Below are 26,345 nucleotides of genomic sequence, written 5' to 3' on the forward strand. Positions count from 1 at the left end.
ACTTTATTCTCCACATACACTAGTCAGTTGAACAAAACTACTTTGATTATCTTTATCTTGTGTTGGGGCACTATAGTTAATAGTACATTGCTGAATTTCACCTGGTCCCCACTTAATCGTTAAACGACCTGATGGATTTTTAACGCGGGCGTAGAGAAGTCCTCCCTGACCAATGCTACCCACTTCACTGTTCTGTTCATCGTAAGCGACACTACCAAATGGAATAGGTCCATTATTTCTTTGGATAGTAATCAACAATGGCGTACCCTTATCAGTTTCAAAGACAACTTTAGTTATTGCACCTTCAAATGGCGCGACAAAGGCTTGAGTATTTTGTAATTCAACGCTAGTGGTCATATTTTTAGGGTTAATTGTGATATCGTTTAATTGATACGGAGTTAAGTAAGGCACTAAAGCATAACCAAAGCTGTTAACTTCGATGCCTGGATAGCCACTTACCGCGGCCCCTTCTGCGCCATCAGCATCAATAATAGTGAAGGTGTTACCTTGATAAGGCGATGTAGCTAAACCACCTGACCAACCGACTAACGAACCACTCGCGCCAACTGATGCATTTTGATAGTGCTCACCAATACCGTAGGTTGCACTTAAGCTGCTAAAGTTTGTTCTTGCATTACCACTCATTGTCATACTTGAGCCAACGCCGTGGTTTGTATTCATTGCGGTTACACCATAAGAGTAACGGTTATCCGCACCCGCAGAGCCAGAAATACCGAGTCTTTCACCCACATAACCTCGACCATCACGAGTCACAGCGGCGGTTAGAGTTGGCATATGGTCAATACTGAGATCATACAATGGCAAGGTAAAGTTCATCTCAAAAGTGGTTTCTTTTTTACCTTCGGCATTACGGACTTGACCTACGTTAAGACCGTAAGACAATCTACGCCAGTTGTTGTTATAACCCAATTGGTACTGTAAGTCGGTAGTATCATTATTCCAGTAGTTTTGGGTATAACCTGTGACATAAAAGTTACCCCACCCCTCAGCTAATCCTTGATCGATGGTGACGTTAAAACGACTCTTTGGACGCCAGATATTGCTAATACTTCTGCCATGTTTTTCTTCATTTATTGCCTGTACCGCAGAGGTATAGTCGTAGAAGTTTTCGGAGTTAAATTTATATGCCGCAATAGTCAAGTTACTGTTGGTATCTTGAATATATTTACTGTAACTCACCTGATAACTCTGTCCGCTATTAACAGCAGAAGCGGTCGTATTTAAATGCACTCGAGCTTGTGTAACGTCGGCAGAAAAGGCACCTAAAGGTGTACTTAATGCCAAACCGACTTGAACAGCGTAGTAATCTGCACCAGTACCCTGAACACCTGCATAACCTGTAATAATATTGGTTAAACCACGGCGGTAGGTGGCTTGGTATAGAGTAGGATCATAATCTACAGACTTGGAATTTAAATGACCTGCTGCAACAGTGTAGTTATGTTGCCCTGGGCGTAATAATTGCACCAGTGAAGCGTAATAAACTTTGAAGTTTTGTTGTGTACCATCAGCTTCTTGAATGGTGACATCTAAGTTACCACCATAACCAGAAGGGTAGAGGTCATCAATTTCGAATGGACCTGGTGAAACTACGGTTTCGTGAATAACACGTCCATCTTGGCGGATAATGACTCGCGCATTCGTTTTGGCAATACCACGAATGGTTGGTGCAAACCCGCGCTGAGAATCAGGCAACATTTTTTCATCACTAAAGAGTTGGATACCTCTTAGTGGTTGAGAGTCAAATAACTGACCTGTTGTTAACACATCACCGATTTGTACCACCCCTTTGATAGTAGTGATAATACGTTCTAAATAGTTATAGGTTGATGTGTAATCATGGCCATTGTTTTCGTCCCATGAGTAGTTACCGGTGTGGTGGAAACTCCATGTCCCCAAATTCACATGGCTATCAATGCCGGCAAATGCGGAATTATAGTTTGTACCGTTATTTCTAGACGTAAAATAGTTAGCGTTATAGTTCACTAACAGGGCGTTGATCCCTCTATCCCATAGTGAAGGGCTAACATAACCTCTTGGCTTATATCCAACAAGTGCTTGCGGTACTTCAACATTAAGACGTTGTATTGAAGGATCATAGGTAACGGCTGTTGAAGGAACGAGATTGACTAATTCAATACATTCATGAAGCTCCAGTGCACTTTTTAACAATGGAGACTGCTTATCACTCTTGATATTGATAAGACTCATCGTGTCTTTTGTGAGACAGGGTTCAACTTTTTGGTTGGCCATTTCTCTAAAAGTGATTTTCTGTTTAGCAATAAAATGATTATTGACATAAACATCAACATCCCACGTACCAGGTAATATTGAGTTTTCTTTGTCAAAACGGCTGATATCAATATCACTTTGTGACGTATTCATAAAAATCGGGTTAAATGTGGTTGCGGTATTATTATTACCATTTGTGGTAGGCAAATTATTGCCATTAGCACTTGCTGGTAAGCTTTGTGTCGCAACATGCGCAGGTAACGTATTATTTACACTCGATAATGCACGATTACCATTCGGCAGCCATTTATTCTTCTCTGTTACTGTTATATTTTCTGCATAGGTATAGGGCGCGACTAAAAAAAAAGTCGCACCAGCAGATATTATAATAGTTTTTAAAATATAACTGCTCATTTGAGTATTCCCGTATATTTTATAAAGTCACTGGAGAATTAAAGTTTTGATTCAACTATCTTCATTGCGCCCCAATCGTTTACATATCGATAAACGATTTTATTTCCTGTATTTGCGGATACGCCATTTGGTATAGCAAAATTATGGCTACCTAATGGTGGGACTAATTCACCATCAATAGGCTGTTTATCATTTCCATTAAGAGAAATAGAAACTAAAGAAACATAATAAGGGGCATTATTTATGACTTTTAAAGTGTTACCTGAAACTGAAAACTTTAAGCCTTCAGCAGCATTAATCGCTCCCATTTTATCTTTTAGTGCAATTGGACGATAAAATAGTTTTATTCTAGAGCGGTAAGCAATTTGTAATTTATTTTCTTTATCTGTTGCATTAGGTGGTATCTCTAATACATTTAGCCAATAAATAGTTTCTTTATCTTTTGGTAAAGCAACGCCACCGGTATAACCGATCCTTAACGTTTGAGATTTAGTTGGTTCAATGCGAAATACGGGTGGTGTTAATACAAAAGGAACTTGAATAGTTTCTGGTGCTGCATCGACATCTCCAGTATCAAGCCAATTTTGAATTAATACAGGAACAGTTCCTTCATTAGAAACTTTAAGAGTTACTTCTTTTTCATTTTCATCATAAATAACACGAGTGCCACTAATTACGACGGCAGCATTCACCCATGTTGGAATAATAATTAATAAACTCAAAAAAAAGCTTTTAATTAATTTAGTGGTTTTCATATTTATCTTTATTCCATTAATAAAAAGCAAACAGGAAGGAGAATTCTCCTCCCTGTTTATTTCGATTATTTATACTGAAGAGTATAAACAACGCTACTTGTTACTTTACCAGCCTCGGTTTTGCCGATAGCGTAGTATTCAACAGCGTATGGCAGAGTGGCTTTTTCATCAGTAATTTGAACGTAAGTAGTTGCATTTACTTGAGACGTATTACCAATTTTGATTGGTGCGAATGCATTGCTACCATCTAACAATTGTAATTGAACCAGTTTTGCACCAGTTGCAGCTACATCCATGTTTTTCAGACGACCAGCTGCTTGGTCAACAGTTGCACCAGTTTCGAAGAATGCAGATACTTTGCTATGGCCAGCAGCACCGACTTTACAGTCAGACAGGTTCATATTGAAACCAGTACGACCAGTTACTTGGCCCGCAGCTGTTAAAGTTGCAGTACTGACTGTTGGTAGAGTAATAGTTGCGTCTGGGCCTTGGCCTTCGATGTCAACTTTACAAGTTGTATCAGTTAATTCACCATTAAAAGTAATCGTACCAGTATTATCAGCAGCAAATGCATTACCAGCCATCAGACCAAATGCCATTGCTAAAGATGCACCAATGATAGATTTTTTCATTCTAAATTCCTTCGTTTTATATTAGATAACTACATTTTAATAAATCGCTAAATATTAAAATTAATATTTAGAAACTTATTTATTGACTCACCATTAGTGTAAAAATAAATAAAAGCAGTCCGTGGCAAATAATAACGCTTAATAAGCGTTATTTATTTTCCTAATAATTAATATTCATTATTACAGAGTAATAGTTTGTCTTTTGTTAACACCCCTACTTTTATAAAGCTAATAGCTTATGAAAATAAAACATAATTAAATATTTTATTTTCATAGATAATTCTTTATAGTAATGTTCACGTAATTTTGTTAAATGATTGTTTTTTAATTTAGCTGACTAATAACATTAGTGCTAAATTCATAGCCCCTTTTTTTAGATTGTGCACTAGGTCCTTTTTCGTTATAGGCGCTTATTACTTCACGATTCAAATCATCCCATGATTTATCAAAAATAATAAGTAACTTATTTATTAGGCTAAGCGACATACTATTTTTACCGTTTTCATAACGGGATATTTGTTGTTGGCTGACAGAAATTATTTTTGCCAGCTCACGACCTGATAATTTCTTCTCTTTTCTAGCCTTCTTAAAAAAAAGGCCTACTTTTATGTCTAGATCGTTCATAAATTAATTCCAATAACATGAGGTCTAATATATAGAAGTTATCACATATTAAAATTAGTCATTTAAGTTTGAATAACTATATTACACATAAATTATTGCGTAAAAATGGTTTACCCTATGCGATTACATTTTGTAATAGGTCACACCTATCAAGAGAGTAATTATTGTAAGGTTATACTTAAGTTTTAGTAAGTGATAGATATATCAATACGTTAAGTAATTTAATGAAATTACAAACTAATTGCGATACTCATTATATGAGTTTTCGTTGGTGAAAAATGTTGTTTGGTAAGTTATATGTTATTTTATGTTTCATTTTTCATCTTTATAAGATGGATTGTATGAAAGGGTTAGATACTGTAAGGAAATGTATTTTACTCGTATTATGGGTATTTATGAAAATTGCAGGACGTAAGAATTCTCTGAATAAAATTGAAATTTGGGCTGTATAATGAAAATGGGTTATGTATTTTTTTGAATAATATATTTAACCCTATTTTTTACTTAATCAGATAAAATGAAAAAATTGATATAACTCAATAATTCTTGAGGGGAATATTATAAATTGAGATGATTTGATTGTTCTATACTAAGAAGATGAGCTTATTTTGAAGTATTAGTTGCAATGATGGTTGGTTTATATTTAAGAAATGCTTACTTTCCCCTAAAAGAGAGTAGAAGTATAAATTGAGTGCTTATTTCCTTATTTTGCTCTTTTTCAGATGATGATTTTTTGTTAATAATATCCTAAGTATATGTACTCCATTTCCTCCCTTTTCTGAAGCTATTTATCTCAAATTTATGAGCTATAACGTAAAAATACTTAAGAAGTATTAATTGCTAAACAATGTTTATTATTTTTTGCAGAACTTAAATGTTTTACCGACGTTTATTTTTAATCAAAATCAAACCCATCGTTACTAACTAATTAATAACACTGAAATATTATTTCATTACGGTATATGATCTTCGTTAATGGTATGGAAACAGAGTAAAAGACTGATTGGCATCATTGATTGAGAACTGTATTAAGTGTTTGTATCGAGAATTCTGATTAATAAGTAAATAAAATCTATTTCGTGCCGATAAATGAGTACATTTGTATTATTTTATTGCCGGGGTGGATTATTTCATGAGTATTGAAAGATCAGCTAAAGTAGGTTCCATCATACTATTAGCCATTTTTTTATTATCATCTGTATTGTCGTCGTTTTTTATTTATAGAATGCAAGAAAACTTCGCATCATTGGATTCCTTGAATACCAGACTAAATAGTGTTCAAGAAGCAAGATATGAATTAGCGACCATTCGTTCTCACGTCAACTATCTAATGTTGTTGAAAACGATGACGGATGAGAACAAGCAAGAAACCATTAAATCACTTGTTGCTGAAGCGAAAGAACTGGCAACAAAATCTAAAGCGACTATTACTCATTGGGTAGGTGTGAAGAAGATAAGCCCTGATGCTCAACGTAATTCAGAACAGCTCTCAGTGTTATTCTATTATCTTCTAGATGAACTTATTGCACCTATTGATACGCTAGATTACACAGAATCAAATCTCTCTAACGACTTTACTCGCCTATCTGAACTTTTTGATGAATATCTTATGATCACGAAAGGTGTGAATGATGACATTAAAGCACAGCAAGCTTGGATGGTGCAGTTGTCATTTTACACAACGATCATTGCTCTGGGGATCATTCTTGTTCTTCTTTATATCGTTATCCGTTGGGTAAATAAAACGTTTATCTTTAACTTGAATACGCTATCAGCCATTTTGCAAAAAGTAGGAGAGGGTGATTTAAGTTTCACTCTACCTAAGAAACGAAATGATGAGTTTGGAACCTTGTTCTCTAATGTGGGTGATATGCAAACTTCGCTAACATCGACTATTCAACTTGTTAAAGAAGAAGCGCTAGAGATTAAAAAAGGCTCAGCGGAAATTGCTTCTGGTAACCAAGATCTCTCTTCTCGTACCGAAGAGCAAGCAAGTGCGCTGCAACAGACAGCTGCGAGTATGGAAGAGATTAAAATTGCGGTAGTGAATAACACGGATAATGCGGTTTTAGCTAACTCCATTACCGCAGAGACTCGTGATTTGGCGATTGATGGTTCTAATATCATGAATGATGCAATTAACTCGATGAAAAAAATCGAGGTAGGAACATTAAAGGTTGCTGAAATCAATGATGTGGTTAATAACATTGCAAGCCAAACTAATATTCTGGCATTAAACGCAGCAGTTGAAGCAGCACGTGCTGGTGAACAAGGTCGTGGATTTACTGTTGTTGCAACAGAAGTGAGAAATTTAGCAGCAAGAAGTGCGGATGCTGCGCGTGAAATTAATCAAATCATCAGAGAATCCGTTGCTGACGTGGCTCATGGTCGAGAATTAGTGAATAGAACGGGCGAGCATATGCAGGATATCGTTTCTTCTATTACTAAAGTTAGCGATATTATGCAGGGTATTAGTATCGCATCGGAAGAGCAAAAAGTGGGTATTGAACAGATTGCAGTCGCCATTAACCAAATGGATTCTGTTGTTCAGCAAAATGCGGCTTTAGTTGAACAAGGCGCAACTTCAACAATGATTTTAGATGAGAAAGCACAGAACTTAACGGATAAAGTTTCAGTCTTTCAAATTAAAGAACAATACTAATAAGTTGAATTAGTCAGTCAATATCGTATTTAAAACAAGCTCACTTTAATAACACGATTAAAGTGGGCTTTTATTTTGGCAAATAGAAATAAAAATAGAATAAATTTATCTACGTATTAATTATATTGGCAATTATTTTCAAATTAACTACTGGTGTAATGTATAGATGATTTTAAATGTATTTCTTTGGTGGCGCTTGTTTTGATGGTTAAGTAATGAGTTATTACAGTAAATAGGCGGTATAACTCACCACTTAAGTAAAGAGAAATTATTATATTGATACAAGCATTACTGGCTTAAACAGGGTTTTATAAGTAGTGAATTTGTTAGTTTGGTATGAGATAAAAATATTTGATGGGTCAAAATGGGGCAACGATCTATAAAAATAAAAAAGCCACTTGCTAAGAAGTGGCTTAATGTGCTGATTTAACAGCTAAAATTTGGTGGCCCCTACTGGACTTGAACCAGTGACCAAGCGATTATGAGTCGCCTGCTCTAACCAACTGAGCTAAGGGGCCTAATGAGGTGAGATTATACGTGCCATTTGGCACTAGGTCTAGCCTTTGAATGACTGTATGCGCAATTTCTGTTCAATCTAAACAATAAAAAATAAAACAGAGAATAACTGTGATATCAATAACATAGTTTAACGATTAACGGATAAGCTTACGTATAGGCACAATAATATAAATAATAAGGCTATTTTTTATAAATATGTGTAGATGAAATTTATCGTAGCTTAGATAGATTGCAGATACCGTTTTGAAATCCCATAAAAAACGCCTGTGATATCACAGGCGTCTATTATAACTTTTATTGAAAAGTAAGTTGATTACTCGTCAAGGAAGCTACGCAATACTTCAGAACGGCTTGGGTGGCGTAATTTACGCAGTGCCTTCGCTTCAATCTGACGAATACGTTCACGGGTAACATCAAACTGTTTACCCACTTCTTCCAAGGTATGGTCGGTATTCATATCGATACCAAAACGCATACGCAGGACTTTCGCTTCACGTAATGTTAAACCTGCTAACACTTCGTGAGTTGCTGAACGTAAGCTTTCTGATGTTGCAGAATCCAGTGGTAATTCGAGAGTTGTATCCTCGATAAAATCGCCTAAATGTGAATCTTCATCATCACCGATTGGGGTTTCCATGGAGATTGGCTCTTTAGCGATTTTCAGTACCTTGCGGATCTTGTCTTCAGGCATCAGCATGCGTTCTGCAAGCTCTTCTGGTGAAGGCTCACGTCCCATCTCTTGCAACATTTGACGAGAAATACGGTTCAGTTTATTAATCGTTTCAATCATGTGAACAGGGATACGGATTGTACGCGCCTGATCAGCGATTGAACGAGTAATTGCCTGACGTATCCACCATGTTGCATAAGTTGAGAACTTATAACCACGACGGTATTCAAATTTATCAACCGCTTTCATCAGACCGATATTCCCTTCCTGAATTAGGTCAAGGAATTGTAGACCACGGTTGGTATATTTTTTCGCGATAGAGATAACGAGACGTAAGTTCGCTTCGACCATCTCTTTTTTCGCACGACGTGCTTTGGCTTCACCGATAGACATACGACGGTTAATATCTTTAACCTGTTCGATTGTCAGTCCAGTTTCAACTTCAATTTGTTGCAGTTTTTGTAAGCTGCGTTGTACTTCTTCTTCAATACCTGCCAGTTTTTCAGACCAAGGCTTATTCATTGCACGAGCAGCAGTGAACCATGTGTCATTGGTTTCGTTACCTGTAAACAAAGTAATGAAGTTTTTCTTTGGCATCTTAACTTGATCAACACAAAGACGCATGATGTGACGCTCTTGAGCACGAACTCGGTCCATCATGTCACGCATATTGTTAACCAGATAATCAAACTGTTTCGGTACTAAACGGAACTGTTTGAAAATTTCAGATAACAATAAGATTTCAAGCTCTGTATCTTTGTGGTTACGACCTTTCGCCTTGATAGTTTTGCGAGTTTTTTCGTATTGCTCACGAAGCTCAGTAAACTTCTGACGCGCTAATTCAGGATCGATGCTGTTATCATCATCGCTATCGCTGTCATTGTCGCCATCTTCATCTTCGTCTTCATCTTCGTCTTCAGCGCTGTTGTCGACTTCATCATCTTTGTCTAAGTTGACATCTTCACTTTCTGCCATTTCTTCGGCATTAGGGTCAATAAACGCAGTAATTAAGTCTGAAAGACGTGCTTCGCCAGCTTCAACGCGATCATACTGTTCAAGAAGATAAGTAATTGCTTCAGGATATTCTGCAACGGAACATTGAACTTGGTTAATACCATCTTCAATGCGTTTTGCGATATCAATTTCACCTTCCCGGGTGAGCAGTTCAACTGTACCCATTTCACGCATATACATACGCACAGGGTCGGTTGTACGGCCAATCTCAGATTCTACACTAGAAAGTACCTGAGCTGCGGCTTCTGCAGCATCATCATCAGTATCATTTGAATTTTCTGCCAGCATCAGATCATCGGCGTCAGGTGCTTCTTCCATAACCTGAATGCCCATGTCGTTAATCATCTGGATGATGTCTTCGATTTGATCTGAATCGACGATATCTTCCGGCAGATGGTCATTGACCTCAGCATAGGTCAGGTAGCCTTGCTCCTTACCTTTAGTAACAAGTAGCTTCAGCTGTGACTGCGGGTTTTGCTCCATAAGACGGTATCCACACTTCAAAGTAATTTGGGTTGGTGTCGGTCGGCGATAACTGTTCAGCCAACAATAACTACGGAGGGGCATTTTCATTGTCGATTGCTACGGTCCCCTCAGCGTAGCAAATGTAGGTTTTTAGTACCTACCGATAGCGGCAATTAAGCCGTGTTTTTAATCTTAATTCTGTGTTTACTTTTTAACGCGTGCCTGTATTATCAATTGGACTTCTTCGCGTTCATCCTGCGTTAGGCCTTCTGTTCTCTCTTTCGCAATAAGTGCGTTTAGACGCTCGTCCATTGCGGTTAAAAAAAGATGATCTAACGTGTCTGTAAAGGTTTTCTCTGCAATCTCATCTATATCTATATCGTTCCACATTGCCAATTTTTCAAGCTGTTTACCGAATTTATTCTCTCTATAGAGTTCGATAATCTGTCCTGTATTTAGGCCCGGTTGTGCTTGGCAAACGGAAACTAATTCAATAAAAAGCGATAGACCTGCAATTTTTTCTGTACTTAATCCCTCGAGAGGGGGCACTAATTTAGAGAATTCTGGGTTTTGTATCAATAGGGCAATCAATATACGCATCGGTGTGGTGCGTAATTTTGTCGGTTGATACGATAATTCGTGATTAACCGGCGTTTTACCAAATAAACGATCCATCTGCTCTATATCGGGATTTCCCGTTAAGCTTCCAAGCTCTCTTAATAAATATAGACGTAAAGTTTCACTTGGGATCTTATCTATTAATGGTCTGGCTAAACTATATAGCTTACCATTGCCTTCTTGAGTACTCAGATCCACTTGAGGAACGAGTGAATCAAATAAAAATTCTGATAATGAATGTGCTTGTTCCATACGTTTTTCAAAAGCTTCTTTACCTTCACGGCGAACCAATGAATCAGGATCATCACCTTCGGGTAAAAACATAAAACGTAAAGAGCGACCATCATTTAAAAAAGGAAGGGCGGTTTCTAATGCTCGCCATGCGGCATCACGACCAGCTCTATCTCCATCATAGCAGCAAATAATGTTATCCGTTGTCCGAAAGAGCAACTGGATATGTTCTGCTGTAGTGGAGGTTCCTAATGAGGCAACGGCATAATCAATACCAAACTGCGCTAATGCCACAACATCCATATAACCTTCAACAACTAATAGCTTTGTGACGTTATTATTAGATTGTTGCGCTTCATAAAGCCCGTAAAGTTGGCGGCCTTTATGGAAAATCTCTGTTTCTGGTGAGTTCAAGTATTTAGGTAAATCATCACCTAACACTCGTCCACCAAAGGCAATAACACGGCCACGTCTATCTCTGATCGGAAACATGACTCGTTGGCGAAAACGATCATAAGTACGACCATTATCGTTAGTTATTACCATACCCGCTTCAAGAAGTAAGGCTTTATTATCGGCACTTTGACCAAAACGTTTTAGGGCGTTATCCCAACCAGTTGGTACAAATCCAATAGAAAAACGGGTAATAATATCTTCAGTAAGCCCACGATGCGCAAGGTAGTTTCTTGCTTCCTGTGCATCAGGTTTATTGAGAGCGCTACTATAATACTGATTCAACTTCTCCATCACTTGATAGAGATTTTGTCTTATATGTCGTTCAATAGGACTACTGCCTGTTCCTGTTTCATAAGGAACTTCTAACCCATGCATTGCTGCTAACTCTTCAATGGTTTCGACAAAATCGAGCCTGTCGTAATTCATTAAAAAATCAATAGCATTGCCATGCGCGCCGCAACCAAAACAGTGATAAAACTGTTTGTCGCTATTTACTGTGAAAGAGGGCGTTTTTTCATTATGAAACGGACAACACGCTGAATGATTTTTGCCTTGTTTTTTTAACGGCACGCGAGCGTCGATAAGATCGATGATATCGGTTCGAGCTAGCAAATCATTGATAAATGAACGTGGAATTCGTCCAGCCATAAGCCCTTTTACGCCTGTTGTTGAACGAGAATAAGCCGCGCTCTCAGAAGAAAGCACGGCCTTTAACTGCGACTACAGTGTCTGCATATGTTGCGGTATAAGCCGCAAAATATTAGTACAGACGAGTACGACGTGCGTTTTCGCGAGCTAATTTTTTAGCGTGACGTTTTACTGCTGATGCTTTAGCGCGTTTACGTTCAGTCGTTGGTTTTTCATAAAACTCACGACGACGAACTTCTGCTAATACGCCTGCTTTTTCACAAGAGCGTTTGAAACGACGAAGAGCAACGTCAAATGGCTCGTTTTCACGTACTTTGATTACCGGCATGTGCCTCTCACCTCAATAGAAATCGGTTTGCGCTGGCATTATTTAAGCCAGCCGACATTTAAAATGGTGCGGAATTTTACTTCAAAGCAGGGCACTTTGTAAAGAGATGCACAAAATTGAAACGCAAACTCTCACTTTTGTGTCTTTTTGGGAGAACACGAAAAGCGAAAATCGCTAACCACACATTTAAATCACTTAAAATAGGTGGATAATTATAGAACAGAAAAAGGAATTTGTCACATGCTGGTATGTAAAAGATGTGCCGAAGGCGTATAAAATCACCGAAATAATGGTACAATCGATTTATTACGCGAGTCCGCGAAGAAGAATTTGGAAGCGTCATGCGAGTTTTAGGTATTGAAACATCTTGCGATGAAACCGGTATCGCAATTTACGATGATAAAGCCGGTCTATTAGCGAATCAACTTTATAGCCAAATTAAACTGCACGCCGATTATGGTGGTGTAGTTCCTGAACTTGCTTCACGGGATCATATCCGTAAAACAGTACCTCTTATTCAAGCGGCACTGAAAGAAGCAAATCTTACGGCAAAAGATATTGATGCAGTTGCTTATACTGCGGGCCCTGGTCTTGTTGGCGCTTTGCTTGTAGGTGCAACAATTGGGCGCTCATTAGCTTTTGCATGGGATGTTCCTGCTATTCCTGTTCATCATATGGAAGGCCATTTATTGGCGCCAATGCTTGAAGAGAAAACACCTGAGTTTCCATTTGTGGCGCTTTTGGTTTCTGGTGGTCATACACAGTTAATCAGTGTGACAGGAATTGGCGAATACACCTTATTAGGTGAATCTATCGATGATGCTGCTGGCGAAGCTTTTGATAAAACAGCAAAATTGTTGGGATTAGATTATCCCGGCGGTCCTGTATTATCGAAAATGGCGCAACAGGGCACAGAAGGTCGATTTGTTTTTCCTCGCCCAATGACAGATAGACCGGGGCTTGACTTTAGTTTCTCTGGTTTAAAAACCTTTGCGGCTAATACTATTCGTCAAAATGACGATTCAGACCAAACTCGCGCTGATATTGCACGGGCATTTGAAGATGCTGTTGTTGATACGCTAGCGATAAAATGCCGTAGAGCTTTAGAACAAACAGGTTTTAAACGTTTAGTGATGGCAGGTGGTGTAAGTGCTAATCGGACATTACGTGCGAAAATGGAAACCGTGATGAAGCAATTAGGCGGCGAAGTTTTTTATGCGCGTCCTGAACTGTGTACTGATAATGGTGCAATGATTGCATTAGCGGGGATGATCCGCTTTAAAGGCGGTACAGAAGGCCCGTTAAGTGTGACTGTAAGACCACGCTGGCCTTTAGCTGAATTGCCTGCCCTCGAAAGTAAATAATATATTGTAAAGTGTCTATTTTTAATTTGGCACACGATATCTGCAAAAGAAAAGCCACTTTCAAAGTGGCTTTTCTTTTTTCAATTCAAATTTTAAACAGAAACTAATTAATCTTCTTTTTCTTGCTCTTTCGCTTCTTGAATGATCTCTTTTTCTGTTTTTTCGGTTTTCTTCTTCAATTTGTGCCAGATCCGACTCTCTTGGCCGCGCCATAAACGTTGAATATTGTCATGATGACGGTAAAGTACAAGACATGATAATAACGCAACGGGATAAGTGAATTCTGGTTTAAACCACCAAACATAAAAAGGGGCAAGCAGTGCGCTGATGATTGCGCCAAGTGATGAATAGCCACTTAGTAAAACGGTGAGTAACCACGTTCCTGCGATAAGACCACTTAAATCCCAACCAATGGCAGCGATAGCACCAAATGCTGTGGCGACGCCTTTTCCGCCTTTAAAGTGGAAGAAAACAGGGTAGATATGCCCAAGGCAAGCCGCGATTGCCACAATGCCGAGATAAAAAGGAGGCACATTTAAATAGTAGGCGAGCCAAACAGGAAGCATCCCTTTTAGGACGTCACAGATAAGTACTGCCGCTGCGGCCGCTTTTCCACCAATACGTAGGACGTTGGTCGCTCCGGGATTGCCAGAGCCAAATTTTCTTGGATCAGGTAGTCTTGCCAGTCGGCAAATCAATATCGCGCTGGAGATTGAGCCGCACAAGTAGGCGAAGATGATCATTCCAAGTGCGTTAGCACTCATTTGTATTCTCCAATGTTTATGTAAGTTCGTTAGGCATGTATGGATAATACGCATATTTCATCGGAAGTGGTATCCGATGAGCAGAAAAAATAAGAGATGACGTGATGGATATCGTATTTATTGAGCAATTATCAGTAATAACCACAATCGGTGTTTATGATTGGGAAAAAACCATAAAGCAAAAATTAGTGTTCGATATCGAAATGGAATGGGATAACAAACGCGCATCCCAAACCGATGATGTGGTTCATTGTTTAGATTATGCCAGTGTGAGTAATGCAATCATTGACTATGTTGAGACTCGACGTTTTGAATTAGTTGAACGTGTTGCTGAAGAAGTGGCACAGCTATTGATTACTCAATTTGCTGTACCTAGAGTAAAAATTAAATTAGCGAAACCTGGGGCTGTTGCACAAGCCAAAAACGTGGGTGTGATTATTGAGCGTAAAGCTTAATTAGTGCTGATCCTGATTAAGTCGCGATTTCCATTTTATAATCGCGGCTTCCCGTTGCTTGGTTAGCGCATCTCGTATTGCACTTCCTTTTAATCCACTTTCAATAATTGGCTTAATATCCACATTATTTGCAATTGCGAAAGCTTGGCAAAGAAACGCGCGTTGTGGGTAAACGAGATTTTCTAACCCTTTGCGTCCTCTGGCGTCGGCTTCACTCACCATTGCTAATTGCTCAACACGTTCAGGTTTTCGCCATGCATCAATAGCATCAAATAAGCGGATTATTTTTGAAGGGCGCATTCTATCAATACGATGGATATGATCATGAAATCTTGCCGTTAAGCGTGCCAAATCACGGATATGATTAGGAATACGATAACGCAGGCATAAGGCTTCAACTAAAGGAACACCAGCAGGACCATGTCCATGGTGATGAGGCCAATTTTCAGGAGGTGTTAATCCTTTCCCCAAATCATGGCATAAGGCGCTAAAGCGCACCGCAATATCATCGGTTAATTGGCTGGCGATATTGAGTACCATCATGGCATGAATGCCTGTATCGATTTCTGGATGCCATTTTTCAGGCGCAGGAACACCAAACAAAGCATCAATTTCAGGAAAAAGAACGCTTAAAGCACCACATTGGCGTAGAACTTCAAAATAGACTTGAGGCGCGGGGCTCTCAAGGGCTTTTTCTGTTTCCTTCCAAACACGTTCAGCAGTCAGCGCATTTAGCTCGCCACTTTGTGCCATCGTTTTCATTAATTGCAGTGTTTCAGGTGCAACATTAAATCCTAAAGGCGCAAATCGTGCAGCAAAACGTGCAACTCGCAAAACTCTTAAAGGATCTTCTGAAAAGGCTTCAGAAACATGGCGAAGTTGTCTTGCATGGATATCATCTATGCCATGATAAGGATCGACATATTCACCATCAGCAGAATAAGCAATGGCATTAATGGTGAGATCACGACGTGCGAGATCGTCTTCTAACGTGACATCTGGTGCCGCATAACAAGTGAAACCCGTGTAACCTGAGCCTGATTTTCGTTCTGTACGCGCAAGGGCATACTCTTCATGAGTATCTGGATGAAGAAAAACAGGAAAATCTTTGCCTACTTGTTGATAGCCTTGTTGTAACAGCATTTGAGGAGTTGCACCAACAACAACCCAATCTCTGTCTTTTACTGGCATCTGTAATAGTTGGTCGCGCACAGCGCCACCAACAAGGTATATATTCACGGGATCACTGTTCCTTTGGCTGGATGTTAGTTCATCCAACGATCATTACGTTTACGACGGCGCGGAATAATATGTGGAAGGATCAGACCAAAAACAAGACCTGCACCTGCAACACCACCACCATACATAAACCACTGTAAGATGATATCGCGTTGTCTGTCATCTAATTGTTGATTAGCAAAATCGAGTTTTTTCTCTGCGACAGCGAGCTTTGTTCTCATTTGTTCATTTTCTTTTTTCAAGCCATTGATGATGTCATCGCTGTTTGAAACTTTATTTTGCATATCAGTGGTGCGTTGGTTCCAGCTTTGATCGATATTCGCCAGTTTATCGCGCAGTGTTTGGATCTCTTTTTCCATAGCAGGAATACGAGTACGCATACTTGGTTGGGCACTGAGTTGGCTTTCTGGTAGCCAAACGGTACGATCTTTATCGTCTTTAATCTGTACATAACCCGTTGCTGCGTTACGAGAAATAACAGTAACGGTTGAGCCCGAGTTTAAAGAGCCAACAATTCGATACTGATTTCCTGGTCCACTGTGTACATAAGTGGATAATTCATCGGAAACATAACGAGTTTCTGCGTGTGAGCTCAGAGAAACGCCTAAGCCAAGTAAGGAAAGAAAAAGTAAGGGTAATTTTCGCATTATGTTTTCAACTTTTTTATCTATACAAGAGAATATTTTTACTGATACTAAAGAGTAAAGTTTGCGTAAGCAAATAGTAAACCAGAATGAGAACACTCTTAACTGGTAGAATATAGGGATAATCTGCCTTTTATTCATTATTGTTATTAGGCTATCACTTGCAAAATGAAAATGCGTCAAATATTTTACTAATCAATTGATTTACTTAAGGGAAATAGAATGAGCCAATTAGAAACTGAACTCAAAATGAGTGCCATACCTGCCGCTATTCCTCACATTATTCAGCGCATTCTTACTCTACCTCATCAGCACTCTGCACCTAAAAAGCTGACTAATCTTTACTTTGAGACGACAGATAATCAAATTCGTCGTTGGGATATGGGGTTGCGTATTCGTGGTGTTGATGAAAGTTATGAAATGACAATTAAAACAGCCGGTAAAGTGGTTGCAGGTTTGCATCAACGTCCAGAATATAATGTGAAATTAGAGCAACCTAAATTAGATTTAGCTCGCTTTCCAGCAGAAATCTGGCCTGAAAATACAGATTTAACCCTATTAGAAACACAACTCAATGTGTTGTTTAATACCGATTTTTATCGTGAAATCTGGCTGGTGGATTTTCAAAATAGCCAAATTGAAGTGGTATTAGATAAAGGCGCTATTCGTACTCATCAATATGAGTTACCGATCGAAGAGTTCGAGTTAGAGCTTAAAAAAGGCGATGTGTCAGATATTATTGCATTAGCGACTTATTTAGGTGAAAAAGGGGGATTGCGCCTAGCTTCTCGCAGTAAAGCGGCTCGAGGTTATTATTTAGCGAAAGATAAACCTGCTTTATCGTTGAGTGTGGTGAGTCTTTCTCCTAGTGATACAACCGCTCAGCAACTCACAAAATGGTTAAGTGCAATACAAGCATTAGAAGAAGCCATTTTTGCTAACCCAACACCTCCGACAATTACTATGCCAGCAATGTTGGCGTTATTTTCAGATTGGTGTAAAAAACAGGCTGATCTGCCTGAGTCTATGCAACAATCACTCAATGGTATTTCACCGTTAACATTTACAACCGCAACCGACTATTATCATGTTTTATGGTTGAACTTTAAGTTATCTTCTATGGCGTGGTTACTATCTATTGCTTAATTTTCTGACAACTTGAGAGTCTATTTATGTCTGTTATCGGTGTATTTCAACAATTGTGGAATAAAGCACAGTGTGGGTTCTCTTCTCAATTAAATGCGTTAGCGCCTTTTAGTGAGCTTGAACAACAGTTTTTTGCTTTTAGCCCTTTTGCAACAGAGCATTTACGTGTTAATCCTCAATGGTTGACTGATATCAGGCAAAATCCACCAAACAGTGTGGAATGGCAAAGTTATGAGTCTCAATTAACGGAAAAATTAGCCAATATTGATAGTGAAGATGATGTGATGCGGATCTTACGCCAATTTCGTCATCAACAATTAGTGCGCATTGCATGGCTACAATTTTTTCAATTAGGCGATATTCCTTGTGTGCTAAAACATTTGAGTGTGTTAGCTGAAACATTAATTTGTGTTGCGAGAGATACACTTTATCAGCAATGTTGCCAGCAATGGGGAACACCTTGTGATCATGAGGGAAAACCTCAGCCATTACTGATTTTAGGAATGGGAAAGCTAGGTGGATTTGAACTTAACTTTTCTTCTGATATCGACTTAATTTTTGCCTATCCTGAAAATGGATTTACGCAAGGTGGACGCCGAGAATTAGATAATGCACAGTTTTTTACTCGCTTAGGTCAAAAGCTTATTAAGGCTTTGGATCAACATACCATTGATGGCTTTGTCTATCGTGTTGATATGCGATTGCGCCCTTTTGGTGAAAGCGGTCCTTTGGTAATGAGTTTTGCAGCACTGGAAGATTATTATCAAGAGCAAGGGCGCGATTGGGAACGCTATGCGATGATCAAAGCGCGTGTGCTAGGTGCAGAAAAGAAAGAGTATTGCCAAGTTTTACGGCAAATGTTGCGTCCTTTTGTTTATCGTCGTTATATTGATTTTAGTGTTATCCAATCACTTAGAAATATGAAATCCATGATCAGTCGTGAAGTACGCCGTCGTGGTATGATTGATAATATAAAATTAGGCTCTGGTGGTATTCGTGAAATTGAATTTATTACTCAGGTTTTCCAGCTAATTCGCGGGGGAAGAGAGCCGGAGTTACAAAGTAATTCATTATTAACAGTGCTTAATGTCATCACTAAACTAGAGCTGTTAACATCACAAGAAACCGCACAACTCACTGAAAGTTATCTTTTCCTTCGTCGATTAGAAAATTTACTGCAATCTATTGGTGATCAACAAACTCAAACCTTACCAGAAAGTGAAGAAGATAAAGCACGGTTAACTTTTGCAATGGGATTTGATGATTGGGAAATGCTTTATCAAGAAATTAACCACAAGATGCAGGCTGTTTCCGTGATATTCACGCAATTGATTGGTGAAGAAGACGAGAATGATGATGAAGATGATATTTCTGAATTTAAGCGTCTTTGGTTACTTGGGCGTTTGCCTGAAACGTCGCCATTATTTCATGAAACATTAACCATCGAAGCTCTTGAGGCGATAAATCAGACGTTACAGAATTTTCGACAAGATATTGGCAAGCGAACGATTGGACCGAGAGGACGTGATGTTCTTGATGCCTTAATGCCAAAACTATTAGCTAAAATTTGTCAGCAACCTCAAACTCTAGTGACACTACAACGTGTGACGCCTCTGTTATTAAGCATTGTGAGTCGTACAACGTATTTAGAGTTAATGCAAGAGTCGGATGAAGTTTTAACGCATGTTATACGGCTCTGTGCGGCATCGCCGATGATTGCTGAACAATTAGCGCTTCACCCTTTATTGCTAGATGAATTACTTGATCCCAATTCTCTTTATCAACCCCTGCCTTTAGATGCGTATCGTGATGAATTACGCCAATATTTATTACGTGTACCAGAAGAAGACGAAGAGCAACGATTAGAAGCATTACGCCAGTTTAAGCAGGCTCAATTACTACGTATCGCTGCTGAAGATATTACAGGTGTATTACCAGTCATGAAGGTTAGCGACCACTTAACCTATTTAGCTGAAGCTATTATTCATGCTGTTGTTCATCAAGCTTGGTCATATATGGTGAAACGTTATGGTGAGCCTGAACATTTAGCTCATCGTGATGGACTTGGTTTTGCGGTGATTGGGTACGGTAAATTAGGGGGATGGGAGCTAGGATATAGCTCTGATTTGGATTTGGTCTTTTTATTAGATTGTCCAATAAATACGGTGACAACAGGGGCTAAACAGATTGATGCCCGCCAATTTTATCTGCGTTTAGCACAGCGTATTATCCATTTATTTAGTACCAGAACATCTTCTGGTGTGTTGTACGAAGTCGATGCGCGTTTACGCCCTTCAGGTGAATCTGGTATGTTGGTTAGTACTATTCAAGCTTTTGATGAATATCAGAAAAATGAAGCTTGGACTTGGGAGCATCAGGCGCTAATTCGTGCCAGAATGATTTACGGTGATGATGAATTACAACAGATGTTTTCACGTATTCGTCATGAAACCCTATGTCTTTCTCGTGATGCAGATGTGTTACAGAATGAAGTGCGCGATATGCGTAAAAAAATGGTGCAACATCTTGCACCAACACAAGCAGATAAGTTTGATTTAAAAACTTCATCTGGCGGTATTACCGATATTGAATTTATCGCACAATATTTAGTATTGCGTTTTTCTCACCAATATCCGGCTTTAACTCGTTGGTCTGATAATGTGCGTATTTTTGAGTTAATGGCAAAACATCAAGTAATGGATGAAGATGAAGCTCTCGCTTTAACACATGCTTATGTCACATTACGTAATGAATTGCATCATCTGGCTCTACAAGCATTACCTGCTATTGTGGATAATCATTGTTTTATCGCAGAGCGAGAGTGCGTATTAAAAAGCAAACTGAAGTGGCTCGGTGAACAAGAGTAATGGTTTGTTGGCATGAAGTCTTATGTGTATCTCTTTTTGCCTAACAAGTTATGGTATTATTTCGGCTTATTTTGAAAATAAATGTGGAGTATGGGATGAAAGTAACGCTGCCGGATTTTAATAAGGCCAATGTGTTGGTTGTCGGTGACGTCATGTTAGACCGCTATTGGTATGGCCCAACAAGTCGAATTTCACCAGAAGCCCCAGTGCCAGTGGTCAAAGTAGATACCACAGAAGAGCGACCAGGCGGTGCCGCAAACGTTGCAATGAATATCGCGTCTCTTGGTGCTAATTCGCGTTTAGTGGGTTTAACTGGTATTGATGAAGCCGCAAAAGCATTGAGCAATACATTAAATCAGGTCAATGTGCGTTGTGATTTTGTCTCTGTTGCGACACATCCAACGATCACAAAATTACGTGTTCTTTCTCGTAATCAGCAATTAATCCGTCTTGATTTTGAAGAAGGATTTAGCAATGTTGATCCTCAACCTATTTATGAACGTATTCAGCAAGCATTGCCTTCTATTGGTGCATTGGTTTTATCAGACTATGCCAAAGGGGCGCTTTCTCATGTTCAAGAGATGATCCAACTGGCAAAAAAAGCGGGTGTACCTGTATTAATCGACCCTAAGGGATCTGATTTTGAACGTTATCGCGGTGCAACGTTATTAACGCCAAATATGTCTGAATTTGAACAAGTCGTTGGTGTTTGTAAAACCGATGAAGAGCTGGTGGAAAAAGGCACAAAATTAGTTAGAGATTTAGATCTTGAAGCGCTGCTTATCACTCGCTCAGAGCGCGGAATGAGCTTACTTCGTGCTAATGAAGCCCCACTGCATTTACCAACTCAAGCACAAGAAGTTTATGATGTTACTGGTGCTGGTGATACGGTAATTGGCGTATTAGCAACCTCTTTAGCTGCTGGTAAACCTTTAGGTGAAGCCTGTTTCCTTGCTAACGCAGCTGCGGGTGTTGTTGTCGGTAAATTAGGGACATCAACGGTGTCACCTATCGAGCTTGAAAATGCAATCCGTGGTCGTTCTGACAACGGTTTCGGTATGATGGAAGAAGAGCAACTAAAACAAGCTGTCGAATTAGCGCGTCAACGTGGCGAGCGTATCGTTATGACGAATGGTTGTTTTGATATTCTTCATGCAGGTCACGTTAGCTATTTAGCGAACGCACGTAAATTAGGTGATCGCCTTATTGTTGCTGTAAATAGTGATGCGTCTACTAAGCGATTAAAAGGTGAAAGTCGTCCTGTTAACCCATTAGAGCAGCGCATGACAGTTTTAGGTGCTTTAGGTGCAGTCGATTGGGTTGTTGCATTTGAAGAAGATACACCACAGCGCTTAATTGCCTCTGTATTACCGGATATCTTAGTTAAAGGTGGCGATTATAAGCCTGAAGATATCGCAGGTAGTAAAGAAGTTTGGGCAGCAGGTGGTGAAGTAAAAGTGCTGAATTTTGAAGATGGTATTTCTACAACAAATATCATTAACGCAATTAAAAAGAAATAATTAAGCTCTTTTATTAAGCTTAAAAGAAAGCACTCTACGGGGTGCTTTTTTTGTTATGGTGACTAATTATTATGTTCTAATATTATCAATAATTATTGTTCTCGTTTTAAATGATACTCAACAATATAATCTTGAGTGTTTCTATACATGATTGAATAGTTAATATAATCACCATGGATACTGTATGATAATGTGCTGAGTCTTAATATTGGAATGTTATTTTCTATTTTTAATAATTGACAAATATTGTTGTCTGGCATTATAGGATGAAATGTTTCGTAACTTCCCGCTATTTTTATTTGGCAAACATTCTCAATAAAGTCAAACTTAGAGCCTTCTAAGTGGGTTAATGTTAAATTAGTAAAATATTTAACAGGCATATAACTATCTTCAACAATAAGCGGTTTATTATCAACGTAACGTATTCGCCTTGAATAAAAAATACGTTCATTTGAATTAATTCGTAATTTACTAGCAATAGATAAAGGACAGGGAATAACACTAAATTCTATAACTTCACTTCTTACATTGTGGCCTGTATTTGCCATTAATTCGACAAAGCCTTTTAAGCTTGCATTTTCATGATGAACATCTTTCTCTTTAATATAAGTCCCTGAACCTTGCTTCCGTTCTAATAAACCTGCGATAACCAGTAAATCTATAGCTTTACGGATAGTCATCCTTGAAACATCGTATTGCTCTGCTAATGTTTTTTCAGCCGGTAATGTGTCACCAATTTGATATCCTGCCGAATTTATTTGAATTCTTAGGCTTTTTGCAATGTCTTTATAGATCACTTTTATACCTCTTTTTATTCTAAAAAATAGTTTTCTATATTTAGAATATCTGAGTCTAATATTTTGATATATAGCAAAATGATTTGTAGTTTGAAAATGTGAACGTTATCAAAAAATAAAAATTGATCTGCTTTTTTACAAAAATGTAGATCACTTTGCTTGAAAGATTAATATGAATTAGATCACGAATAACTCATTTCGAATGAGAGAATAAAGAGAAAAGAATCTAATCTGAATTTACAGAATAAAAATAAATTAAATAGTATGTCGTCCCAGTAGCAGTAAATAAGAGGATATTTTTATGCTCAGTCAAATACAAAGATTTGGTGGAGCCATGTTTACCCCTGTCCTGCTATTTCCTTTTGCAGGTATTGTTGTAGGCATTGCAATTCTATTACAGAATCCATTATTTATTAGTGAAGATTTATTAAGACCTGATAGTTTATTTTCTCAAATTGTTCATATTATTGAAGAGGGTGGATGGACTGTTTTTCGCAATATGCCTCTTATTTTTGCAATTGGTTTACCAATAGGTTTAGCCAAAACAGCACAAGCAAGAGCTTGCCTTGCCGTTATGGTGAGTTTTCTCACTTGGAATTATTTTATTAATGCAATGGGTATTGTTTGGGGAAATTATTTCGGCGTGGACTTTACAAATGAAGTTGGCGGAAATAGTGGCCTTACAATGATTGCCGGTATTAAAACATTAGATACTAGTATTATTGGGGCAATTATTATTGCTGGTATTGTAACAAGTATACATAATCGTTATTTCGATAAACAGCTACCTGTATTTCTAGGTATATTTCAGGGAACATCTTATGTTGTATTAATTAGTTTTTTTGTGATGTTACCTTTAGCGTGGATAACATTATTTTTCTGGCCTAAAGTGCAAGTTGGTATTCAATCTTTGCAGGTGTTTATGGTTGAATCAGGCTCTTTAGGTGTTTGGATATATACCTTTCTTGAGCGTATTTTAATTCCTACTGGTTTACATCATTTTATTTATGGACCTTTTATTTTTGGCCCAGCAGTCACTGAACATGGTATTCAAGTTGATTGGGCTCAAAATATGCAATATTTCAGTCAAAGTACACAATCTTTAAAAGAGTTATTTCCTGAAGGTGGCTTTGCGTTACATGGTAATAGCAAAGTTTTTGGCTCTATTGGTATAGCGCTAGCTCTCTATTTTACTGCCGCACCTAAAAATAGAGCCAAGATTGCCGGTTTACTTATACCTTCTGCATTGACCGCTGTATTTGTGGGAATAACAGAACCTTTAGAATTCACATTTTTATTTATCTCACCGTTATTGTTTGCCATTCATGCCGTGTTAGCCGCCACATTAGCGACAACGCTTTATCACTTTGGGGTTGTTGGAAATATGGGCGGGGGGATCATCGACAATTTTCTTCCTATGAATTGGATCCCAATGTTTCATAACCATTACGGAATGATTATCACGCAAATAGTCATAGGACTCATTTTTACAATGATTTGGTTTGTGGTGTTTAGAACATTAATTATCAAACTTAATTTAAAAACACCGGGTCGTGAAGAAGATGACGAAGAGATAAAACTTTATAGCAAACAAGACTATAAAAATAAAAAGTCACAAGTTTCAGATAGTTCAAAAACAGCAAAAGAAGACCGCAAACTCGCACTTCCTAAAGGCATTCTTGAAGGTTTAGGGGGAAGTGGAAATATCAAATCCTTAAATAATTGTGCAACACGTTTACGCATTGAAGTGATAGATAGCGAAATAGTTGAAACGGATGCTTATTTCAAAGAGCTCGGTGTACATGGTGTGGTGCGTAAAGGCCATGCATTACAAATCATTATCGGGCTACACGTTTCTCAAGTGAGAGACAAAATTGAACAACTTATGAAAGAAGATACACAAAAAATCATCTTGTCGGAGGCTATATAATGAAGAAGTTCTCAGTCGTAATTGCAGGTGGCGGTAGTACATTTACACCCGGTATTATTTTGATGCTACTGGAAAATTTAAAACGTTTTCCATTAAGAGCCATCAAATTTTATGACAATGATGCCGAGCGGCAAGAAACCATTGCTAAAGCTTGTGAAATAATTCTTACTGAAAAGGCACCTGAAATTGAATTTTGCTATACCACAGATCCTAAAACTGCCTTTACGGATGTTGATTTTGTTATGGCGCATATCCGTGTTGGTAAATATCCAATGCGTGAAAAAGATGAAAAAATTCCTTTGCGCCATGGTGTATTAGGACAAGAAACTTGTGGGCCTGGTGGTATTGCTTATGGTATGCGTTCTATTGGGGGAGTCTTAGAGTTGGTTGAATATATGGAAAAATATTCACCAAATGCATGGATGCTAAATTATTCTAACCCTGCTGCAATTGTCGCTGAAGCTACTCGTCGTTTAAAACCTAATGCGAAGATCTTAAATATTTGTGATATGCCAATTGGCATTGAATCACGTATGGCACAAATTGCAGGATTAAAATCACGTAAAGAGATGCGAGTTCGTTACTACGGTTTAAATCATTTTGGCTGGTGGACTCAAGTTGAAGATTTGCAGGGGAATGATTTACTGCCTGTGATCCGTAAACATGTTGCTGAACATGGGTATATTCCAAAAGTGGCTGGTGAGCCGGTTGAAGCCAGCTGGAATGATACATTCGGTAAAGCAAAAGATGTGTGGGCATTAGATCCAGCAACAATGCCAAACACTTACTTGAAGTATTATTTATTCCCTGATTATGTTGTTGAGCATTCTGATCCTCATCATACTCGTGCGAATGAAGTGATGGAGCACAGAGAAAAGAATGTGTTCAGCGCTTGTCGTGCCATTACTAATGCAGGTAAATCATCGGCAGGGCATCTTGAGATTGATGAACACGCTTCTTACATTGTCGATCTAGCAACAGCTATTGCGTTTAATACCCAAGAAAGAATGCTACTGATCGTTCCTAACAACGGATCAATTATTAACTTTGATCCTGAGGCGATGGTAGAGATCCCTTGTATTGTCGGAAGTCATGGCCCAGAGCCTTTGGTAATGGGTAAAATTCCATTATTTCAAAAAGGAATGATGAGCCAACAAGTTGCAGTTGAAAAATTAGTGGTAGAAGCGTGGATTGAAAAATCCTATTTAAAACTGTGGCAAGCCATTACGATGTCTAAAACTGTACCAAGTGCGACTGTCGCAAAAGCGATTTTAGATGATTTAATTGAAGCAAATAAAGACTATTGGCCGGAATTAAAATAGTTGCTAAT

The 26,345-nt window shown here is 38.5% G+C and carries 19 protein-coding genes and 1 tRNA gene; 8 read left to right on the forward strand and 12 right to left on the reverse strand.

The genetic code is table 11. The features are described from left to right. Positions 1-3 precede the first annotated feature (3 nt). The 4 genes from AB4J89_RS09810 to AB4J89_RS09825 all read right to left on the reverse strand — a co-directional run bounded on the left by AB4J89_RS09810 (position 4) and on the right by AB4J89_RS09825 (position 4,678). On the reverse strand, positions 4-2,667 hold the full coding sequence (locus tag AB4J89_RS09810) for a fimbria/pilus outer membrane usher protein (RefSeq protein ID WP_368469067.1): 2,664 nt from the start codon (positions 2,665-2,667) through the stop codon (positions 4-6). A gap of 38 nt (positions 2,668-2,705) precedes the next feature. Further along, positions 2,706-3,422 carry a molecular chaperone gene (locus AB4J89_RS09815; RefSeq protein WP_368469069.1) on the reverse strand — a complete coding sequence of 239 codons (717 nt, stop codon included), beginning with the start codon at positions 3,420-3,422 and terminating at the stop codon, positions 2,706-2,708. Between the two features lie 65 nt (positions 3,423-3,487). Next, entirely contained in the window at positions 3,488-4,054 is a 567-nt protein-coding gene (locus tag AB4J89_RS09820) for a fimbrial protein (protein WP_088494631.1), read from the reverse strand. A gap of 324 nt (positions 4,055-4,378) precedes the next feature. Then, positions 4,379-4,678: a helix-turn-helix transcriptional regulator gene (locus tag AB4J89_RS09825; RefSeq protein ID WP_311755305.1), complete on the reverse strand. Its 300-nt coding sequence runs from the start codon at positions 4,676-4,678 to the stop codon at positions 4,379-4,381. A gap of 1,132 nt (positions 4,679-5,810) precedes the next feature. Here AB4J89_RS09825 and AB4J89_RS09830 point away from each other — a divergent pair. Continuing rightward, a complete protein-coding gene (locus AB4J89_RS09830; RefSeq protein ID WP_311755306.1) occupies positions 5,811-7,340 on the forward strand; it encodes a methyl-accepting chemotaxis protein in 1,530 nt (509 codons plus the stop codon). Between the two features lie 441 nt (positions 7,341-7,781). Here the strand turns inward: AB4J89_RS09830 and AB4J89_RS09835 are convergent. The 4 genes from AB4J89_RS09835 to rpsU all read right to left on the reverse strand — a co-directional run bounded on the left by AB4J89_RS09835 (position 7,782) and on the right by rpsU (position 12,289). Beyond that, positions 7,782-7,858, reverse strand: a tRNA-Ile gene (locus AB4J89_RS09835). Between the two features lie 314 nt (positions 7,859-8,172). After that, positions 8,173-10,026: an RNA polymerase sigma factor RpoD gene (gene rpoD / locus AB4J89_RS09840; protein WP_088494634.1), complete on the reverse strand. Its 1,854-nt coding sequence runs from the start codon at positions 10,024-10,026 to the stop codon at positions 8,173-8,175. Positions 10,027-10,212: 186 nt separating this feature from the next. Beyond that, the gene (gene dnaG, locus AB4J89_RS09845) at positions 10,213-11,961 is read right to left on the reverse strand and encodes a DNA primase (RefSeq protein ID WP_088495988.1); all 1,749 of its coding nucleotides are present in this window, start codon (positions 11,959-11,961) and stop codon (positions 10,213-10,215) included. 112 nt (positions 11,962-12,073) lie between these two features. Further along, positions 12,074-12,289 carry a 30S ribosomal protein S21 gene (gene rpsU / locus AB4J89_RS09850; protein WP_001144069.1) on the reverse strand — a complete coding sequence of 72 codons (216 nt, stop codon included), beginning with the start codon at positions 12,287-12,289 and terminating at the stop codon, positions 12,074-12,076. Positions 12,290-12,630: 341 nt separating this feature from the next. Between rpsU and tsaD the strand changes: the two genes are divergently transcribed. After that, positions 12,631-13,653 (forward strand): tRNA (adenosine(37)-N6)-threonylcarbamoyltransferase complex transferase subunit TsaD, encoded by a 1,023-nt coding sequence (gene tsaD / locus AB4J89_RS09855; protein WP_088494635.1) that lies wholly within the window; start codon positions 12,631-12,633, stop codon positions 13,651-13,653. A gap of 107 nt (positions 13,654-13,760) precedes the next feature. On the opposite strand, the gene plsY is transcribed toward tsaD, so the two are convergent. Further along, the gene (gene plsY, locus AB4J89_RS09860) at positions 13,761-14,417 is read right to left on the reverse strand and encodes a glycerol-3-phosphate 1-O-acyltransferase PlsY (protein ID WP_075672895.1); all 657 of its coding nucleotides are present in this window, start codon (positions 14,415-14,417) and stop codon (positions 13,761-13,763) included. 104 nt (positions 14,418-14,521) lie between these two features. Here plsY and folB point away from each other — a divergent pair, with 104 nt between their 5' ends. Continuing rightward, positions 14,522-14,872 carry a bifunctional dihydroneopterin aldolase/7,8-dihydroneopterin epimerase gene (gene folB, locus AB4J89_RS09865; RefSeq protein ID WP_075672896.1) on the forward strand — a complete coding sequence of 117 codons (351 nt, stop codon included), beginning with the start codon at positions 14,522-14,524 and terminating at the stop codon, positions 14,870-14,872. On the opposite strand, the gene AB4J89_RS09870 is transcribed toward folB, so the two are convergent. Together AB4J89_RS09870 and AB4J89_RS09875 are read right to left on the reverse strand one after the other, a co-directional pair. Then, positions 14,873-16,111, reverse strand: coding sequence for a multifunctional CCA addition/repair protein (locus tag AB4J89_RS09870; protein ID WP_088494637.1), 1,239 nt, complete (start codon positions 16,109-16,111; stop codon positions 14,873-14,875). 26 nt (positions 16,112-16,137) lie between these two features. Further along, the gene (locus AB4J89_RS09875; RefSeq protein WP_088494638.1) at positions 16,138-16,758 is read right to left on the reverse strand and encodes a TIGR04211 family SH3 domain-containing protein; all 621 of its coding nucleotides are present in this window, start codon (positions 16,756-16,758) and stop codon (positions 16,138-16,140) included. Positions 16,759-16,977: 219 nt separating this feature from the next. On the opposite strand from AB4J89_RS09875, the gene AB4J89_RS09880 reads away from it, so the two are divergent. The 3 genes from AB4J89_RS09880 (at position 16,978) to hldE (ending at position 22,288) form a co-directional block, all read left to right on the forward strand. Next, complete coding sequence (locus tag AB4J89_RS09880; protein WP_368469073.1) at positions 16,978-17,901, forward strand: inorganic triphosphatase; 924 nt, start codon at positions 16,978-16,980, stop codon at positions 17,899-17,901. Between the two features lie 26 nt (positions 17,902-17,927). After that, positions 17,928-20,768: a bifunctional [glutamate--ammonia ligase]-adenylyl-L-tyrosine phosphorylase/[glutamate--ammonia-ligase] adenylyltransferase gene (gene glnE / locus AB4J89_RS09885; protein WP_368469075.1), complete on the forward strand. Its 2,841-nt coding sequence runs from the start codon at positions 17,928-17,930 to the stop codon at positions 20,766-20,768. Between the two features lie 95 nt (positions 20,769-20,863). Next, positions 20,864-22,288, forward strand: a complete 1,425-nt coding sequence (hldE, locus tag AB4J89_RS09890) for a bifunctional D-glycero-beta-D-manno-heptose-7-phosphate kinase/D-glycero-beta-D-manno-heptose 1-phosphate adenylyltransferase HldE (protein WP_311755309.1) — start codon at positions 20,864-20,866, stop codon at positions 22,286-22,288. Between the two features lie 92 nt (positions 22,289-22,380). On the opposite strand, the gene AB4J89_RS09895 is transcribed toward hldE, so the two are convergent. After that, positions 22,381-23,085, reverse strand: coding sequence for a GntR family transcriptional regulator (locus AB4J89_RS09895; RefSeq protein WP_088494641.1), 705 nt, complete (start codon positions 23,083-23,085; stop codon positions 22,381-22,383). 301 nt (positions 23,086-23,386) lie between these two features. Between AB4J89_RS09895 and AB4J89_RS09900 the strand changes: the two genes are divergently transcribed. Together AB4J89_RS09900 and AB4J89_RS09905 are read left to right on the forward strand one after the other, a co-directional pair. Further along, entirely contained in the window at positions 23,387-25,015 is a 1,629-nt protein-coding gene (locus tag AB4J89_RS09900; RefSeq protein WP_368469078.1) for an alpha-glucoside-specific PTS transporter subunit IIBC, read from the forward strand. Beyond that, positions 25,015-26,337, forward strand: a complete 1,323-nt coding sequence (locus tag AB4J89_RS09905) for a 6-phospho-alpha-glucosidase (RefSeq protein WP_088494643.1) — start codon at positions 25,015-25,017, stop codon at positions 26,335-26,337. Before AB4J89_RS09900 ends, AB4J89_RS09905 begins: the two co-directional genes overlap by 1 nt. Positions 26,338-26,345: the final 8 nt, after the last annotated feature.

It is taken from the genome of Proteus sp. STS61-E, assembly GCF_040932335.1.
In the GTDB taxonomy this organism is placed as follows: domain Bacteria; phylum Pseudomonadota; class Gammaproteobacteria; order Enterobacterales; family Enterobacteriaceae; genus Proteus; species Proteus mirabilis_B.